This window comes from Dietzia sp. HMSC21D01 (assembly GCF_001815995.1).
Taxonomy (GTDB): domain Bacteria; phylum Actinomycetota; class Actinomycetes; order Mycobacteriales; family Mycobacteriaceae; genus Dietzia; species Dietzia cinnamea.
In genome coordinates this window covers 1-600 of the sequence record NZ_KV823893.1, presented here as the reverse complement: position 1 = coordinate 600, position 600 = coordinate 1, and the positions used below count along the sequence as shown (strand labels likewise).

Sequence of the window (600 nt, the reverse complement as noted above, 5' to 3'; positions counted from 1 at the left end):
CGGGGGCCGCCGGGGCGGCGGAGCCGGTCTTGCCGAGTTCGGCGAGCTGGTTCTCCAGGTAGCTGGTGAGACGGCTGCGGTAGTCCTTCTCGAACGTCCGCAACTGGTCGATCCGGCTCTCGAGAACGCCACGCTGCTGGTTGATCGTGGCCATGATCTCGGTGTGCTTGCGCTCGGCGTCGGCCTGCAGGGCGTCGGCCTTGGCCTGCGCCTCCTTGACCTGCTGCTCGGACCGGGCCTGGGCATCCTTGACGATGCCGTCGGACTTGCTCTTGGCCTCGGCGAGAAGCTTGTCCGCCTCGCGGCGCGCGTCGCCGACCATCTTCTCGGCCTGCGACTTGGCGTCGTTGACCAGCTTCTCGGACTGCGTCCGGGCGTCGCCGACCAGCCGGTCCGACTCGCTGCGGGCCTTGGCCATGAGCCCGTCGGACTCCTTCTTGGCCTCGCCGGTCAGGCGGTCCGCCATCTCCTGGGCCATGGCCAGGACGCGGGCGGCGCGCAGGTGCGTCTCGTTGTTGGCGGCGCCGTCGTCCTCGCCCTTGCCGAGCGACGGGGTCGCGGCGGCGGGAGCGGGAGTGGTGGGCGCCGGGGCCGGCGTCG

1 pseudogene is annotated in these 600 nt (G+C 71.7%); it reads right to left on the bottom strand.

Annotation, left to right across the window (positions count from 1 at the left end):
* Positions 1 to 600 (bottom strand): annotated as a pseudogene (locus HMPREF3086_RS08105) (DivIVA domain-containing protein); the annotation flags it as partial.